This window comes from Salipiger sp. HF18 (assembly GCF_011806505.1).
GTDB lineage: Bacteria > Pseudomonadota > Alphaproteobacteria > Rhodobacterales > Rhodobacteraceae > Salipiger > Salipiger thiooxidans.
The window spans coordinates 1-4,339 of sequence record NZ_JAATOS010000341.1; the positions used below are offsets into that span (position 1 = coordinate 1).

The window sequence follows — 4,339 nt, forward strand, 5'->3', positions numbered from 1 at the left end:
GCATCAAGTGCTTGGGTCATCGGTTGCTCTCCGTTTCGGGTCATTTGAACATGTGTTTGGGGAAGGTGGCGAGCGCGCCGGTGCCGCCGGCGGTGCCGATGGCGAGATGCGCGCCGTCGGGCGACCAGGCCAGCGCCGTGGCCGGATCGCCATTGCCCTCGCGCAGCATCATCTCTGCGCGCTGGCCGATCTGGCAGAGCGTCACCAGCCCGTTGGCATAGCCCACCGCGCAGAGATCGCGGTGGGGATGGGCGGCGACGGTTTCCACGATGGTGAGCCCGGGCTTTCCGGTCTCGACAGGCGCGCCCTCGTGATCGCCGAAGGGTAGGTCGGGCAGGCGCCAGCCGACCACGCGGAACGCACCCGCAGCGACGAGCACGCCGGCCTTCCGGCTGAAATCCGAGACGGTGACGGGGGCGGGGAAGTCGACGATGCAGTCGGCGCGGGCCGCGGGGACATCGACCAGAAGCAGCGCCTTGTCCCGGCAGCTGCCCACCAGCCAACGCCCGTCCGGCGACCAGATGAGATCCGAGACCTCGCCCTCCGCCGGGGTTCCGGCGCGCTGCGCGAGCGTCTCCGCATCGAGGACGGAGACCCGCCCCGGCCCCCAGCAGGCGATGCGCGTGCCGTCCGGCGAGACCGCCAGGCGCTGTACCGCGTGGCCGGGCTCTGCGGTGGCCAATGTGCGCCCGTCCTCAGGCGAGACAACGATCAGCCGGGTACCCTGCGCGACGACGATCCCGCGCTTCTCGGGCAGCGTGGCAAGCGCGGTGACAGGCTCGGGCCCCACCTTGGCGACCCGCACGGTCTGGCCGCGCGCGGTGGCCCGCCAGATCTCGGTCCCGTCGGGCGAGACGAAGGCGAAGCCCTGTTGCGCCAGCGTGGCGATGCCGGTCTCGCAGCCCGTCACCGGCGCCTCGGTCACGAGAGGCATCGGCAGCGGCTTCTCGCGCGGGCGGATGGTCATACGGCCGGTGTCGAGCTCGGTGCGCATCCGGCTTTCGGGCGTCTCACCGTCCTTGGTCTGCAGGAAGGCGAGCCGTCCGTCCCCGAGCGTGACCGCAACCGAGCCCCCGACCACGTTGAACCGGACCGCGCGGACCGGCGCCCCGAGATCCCACGAGCGGGCGATGAGGTCGAAGAGGGACAGGGATTGCGGCGATACGTGCTGGGTCATTTCTCATCTCTTTCGATAGCTGCCGCGAGGTGCCGGTCGAGCTCCGCCAGCTCCGCCTCGAGCGCGGTGATCAGGGTCATGCTGGCGTCGAGCGCCTCGTCGTTGGCGGCGCGGTCCGCGTCATGGGGGTCTTCGGAAGCGCCGTCCTCCTCGGCCTTCTGGTCGAGGATCATCATGCCGCTGGCGATCTGGTTGAGCCGCAGGTGCTCGCAATTGGCGGCGGCAATGGCCTGGATCAGCGCCATCCGCTGGTCGAGGATCGTCCGGACGTCGGGCGGTTGACCTGTCATGGCATTGCGCCAAGATTGGAGGGTGCGCGTCCGCAGAGGGGTTCCCGCCGATGATCGATCCCGTCGACAACCGCTTCTTCCGAAGCCTCCAGGCCGTCGTGGCCGGGGATGAGGCCGTGGACCCGGCCTGCCGCACCGCCATCGACCGTGCGGTCGAGACCGGGGCACCGCTCGATCTGCGCGCGGCGCGCGAACATGTCGACGCGCTGCCCGCCGCGCAGCGGGACAGGATCCTCGCGCAGGTGCACAGGGCGATGGCTACGGATCTGGCGTCGATCTGGGATCTGCTCCCCAACGCGCAAGGGACAGGCAGGCCCAACTGACGCGGTCACCCCTCCCGTTTCGGTCGTGTCAAACATCGGTGTCCCCCTCCCTTGAGCATCCGACTGATTGAGTGCCGAGGAGACTATCCCACGCCCGTGGCTCCGCAAACGAAACCGCGTGAAAACCGGCGATCCGGCACCGGAAAAGATGTATCCGTAAAGTACCGTTACGCTTCGGGCGGTGAGATTGTAACGCTCTGTTCCGGAATGGTTTTTCTGCATCGCAGAATCTTTGGGATGCGGGCGCAGAAACGAATCGGGCATTGATTCGGACCTGCATTTGCGAAAGCCTGTGCGGGTTGCAGGATGGAACGGAGCGGTGCCATGGTGCCCTTTCCAGACAGGCTCGATGTGGGGGATGTTTCGCTGCGGCGGATGCAGGCGGGCGACCTGCCGGCGATTGCACGACAGCTCGGAGCGCCTGAGATCGCGCGCTGGATGGCCGCCGCCCGACAGCCCTTTGGCCTTGCCGAAGCGGGCGAGATCCTCGCGCTCAGCCAGGAACCCGCGCAGCGGATCCGGGTGCTGGAACGGGGCGGGGAGGTCATCGGCTGCCTGCGGCTGGCGCCTGAAATGTGGTTCTGGCTCGACGCGGTGGCTCAGGGAGACGGGATCATGTCGACCGTCCTGCGCGCGGCGATCTCCGCCCATTTCGCCGAGCCTTCCCCGCCGCTGATTGCCTGTTGTCGGGACGACAATGTCGCCTCGCAGCGGGTGCTGGTCGGTCTCGGCTTCTCACGCGCGCCGGCGCGGAGACGGATGTTCTTCGAGGCAGAGGGACGCTCGCAGCCGTGCCACGACTACGCCATGACGCCTGAGCAATGGCAGTTCCTCTGCCCGCCGGTGGTGTCCCTGGGCGGCCTCACGGCGCGTCCGGCGCTCCAGAAGGACGCACCGCGTCTGGCTCTGATGCGGGTGGGTCTGGTGGACGCCAGAGATGCGCCCTGGCCGGAGCCCCAAGATCTGGGCGCCTTCATCGAAACCCACCGCTCCCGCGCGCCTGGACGAGGATTGTTTGTGCTCGAGGATGCCCACCGCCGGGTCATCGGCGCGGCGCTGATCGGCGAAGGGGAAGGCGTCCGCTCCCTGCGTTTTCTGAGCGAAGATGACGCCGGGCGACATCGCGGAGAGGCGGAGGAACTGCTCGGGATACTTGGCCCGCAGGGCTGACCATGGACCCGCGAAACCGGCGTGTCGCAGCGTCCGGTCACACGTCACCGGCTGGCAGGACAAGGCCACGACCGACCCGGCTCAACTCCGCCGCTGGTGGCGCAAGTGGCCCGACGCCATGCCCGCTATCCCTGCGGGGAGCCGCTCCGGCATTGCAGTGCGCGACCTCGGCCGCAAGAACGGGAAGAACGGCTTCGGGACGCTGCGTGAGCTCACCTTCCACGACCTGCGCGGCAGCGCCGTAACGCGGCTTGCACGTGCGGAATGCACGACAGCGCAAATCGCCACTCTCACCGGGCACAGTCTTAGAGGGGTGAGTCGATCATCGACGCTCACTATCTGAAGCGCGATTCGTCGCTTGGCGTCTCCGCCATTCGGAAGCTGGAACTGCACGAAAGGAGAGCGAAAATTCCCAACTGACCTCCCAAGTGCTCAACCCTGCTCTTGGGGTGAGGTGGGGAAAACTGTTTGGGATCAATGGTAGCGGAGGAGGGACTTGAACCCCCGACACGCGGATTATGATTCCGCTGCTCTAACCAACTGAGCTACTCCGCCAAACCGTGCGCGGTGGGTATGATAGAGGGCCGGGCACGTCAAGCGCAAAAATCGCCTTTCGGACAGATCTCGGTCATGACGCCGGGGTACGGCATCGGCGCCATAGCGCTGACCCCCGCAGAGGCCCGCGGGAGGCCCCGAATTCGTGCCCGGCACAGCCGCGCCAGACCCCTCACTTCACGATCATCTCGTCCTTCACGAACATGTTCGCCCAGGCGCGATCCACCAGTTCGGGCGTCATCTTGTAGGGCCAGCCCTCGAAATCGCAGACCGACAGCATCTGGTCGATGAGGAACACCGGCTGGTAGTTTGCATAAACGTTGTCGATCGTCGGGTACTTGTTCTTGAGCAGGTGAACGAGCGAGACCTCGTCCAGCTGCAGCTTCTTCTTGCGCGCGACCAGCGCGAAGATCTTCAGGAAGTCCTCCTGGCTCGGGCCGTCGATCTTGATCTTGAAGAAGATCCGCCGTAGCGCCGCCTGGTCGAAGATCTCGTTGGGGTGGAAGTTGGTCGAGAAAATCACCAGCGTGTCGAAGGGCACCTCGAACTTCTCGCCCGATTGCAGCGCAAGGATGTCCTTTGATTCCTCCAGCGGCACGATCCAGCGGTTCACCAGCTTCTGCGGCGGCTCGGCCTGGCGCCCGAGGTCGTCGACGATGAAGATGCCGCCGGTGGACTTGAGCTGCAGCGGCGCCTGGTAGGTGCGGGCGGTGGGGTTGTAGACAAGGTCCAGCATGCCGAGCGAGAGCTCGCCGCCGGTGATCACCGTGGGCCGGTCGCAGAGCACGTAGCGGGTGTCGAAGCGGGTCATCCGGCGCAGACGG

The 4,339-nt window shown here is 66.8% G+C and carries 5 protein-coding genes, 1 tRNA gene and 1 pseudogene; 3 read left to right on the plus strand and 4 right to left on the minus strand.

Features of this window, described 5'->3' with window-relative positions; genetic code table 11:
- Positions 1-40: 40 nt before the first annotated feature.
- Entirely contained in the window at positions 41-1,177 is a 1,137-nt protein-coding gene (locus tag HC022_RS20020; RefSeq protein ID WP_167453593.1) for a WD40 repeat domain-containing protein, read from the minus strand.
- The gene (locus HC022_RS20025) at positions 1,174-1,467 is read right to left on the minus strand and encodes a hypothetical protein (RefSeq protein WP_008884468.1); all 294 of its coding nucleotides are present in this window, start codon (positions 1,465-1,467) and stop codon (positions 1,174-1,176) included. Before HC022_RS20025 ends, HC022_RS20020 begins: the two co-directional genes overlap by 4 nt.
- 50 nt (positions 1,468-1,517) lie before the next feature.
- On the opposite strand from HC022_RS20025, the gene HC022_RS20030 reads away from it, so the two are divergent.
- The 3 genes from HC022_RS20030 to HC022_RS29905 all read left to right on the plus strand — a co-directional run bounded on the left by HC022_RS20030 (position 1,518) and on the right by HC022_RS29905 (position 3,303).
- The gene (locus tag HC022_RS20030) at positions 1,518-1,790 is read left to right on the plus strand and encodes a hypothetical protein (RefSeq protein ID WP_008885065.1); all 273 of its coding nucleotides are present in this window, start codon (positions 1,518-1,520) and stop codon (positions 1,788-1,790) included.
- A 324-nt stretch (positions 1,791-2,114) separates the two neighbouring features.
- The gene (locus HC022_RS20035) at positions 2,115-2,960 is read left to right on the plus strand and encodes a GNAT family N-acetyltransferase (protein ID WP_167453594.1); all 846 of its coding nucleotides are present in this window, start codon (positions 2,115-2,117) and stop codon (positions 2,958-2,960) included.
- The gene (locus HC022_RS29905) at positions 2,896-3,303 is read left to right on the plus strand and encodes a bifunctional DNA primase/polymerase (protein WP_368484706.1); all 408 of its coding nucleotides are present in this window, start codon (positions 2,896-2,898) and stop codon (positions 3,301-3,303) included. Before HC022_RS20035 ends, HC022_RS29905 begins: the two co-directional genes overlap by 65 nt.
- A 135-nt stretch (positions 3,304-3,438) precedes the next feature.
- Here the strand turns inward: HC022_RS29905 and HC022_RS20045 are convergent.
- A tRNA-Met gene (locus HC022_RS20045) sits at positions 3,439-3,515 on the minus strand.
- A 172-nt stretch (positions 3,516-3,687) separates the two neighbouring features.
- Positions 3,688-4,339: pseudogene (locus HC022_RS20050) on the minus strand (ATPase); the annotation flags it as partial.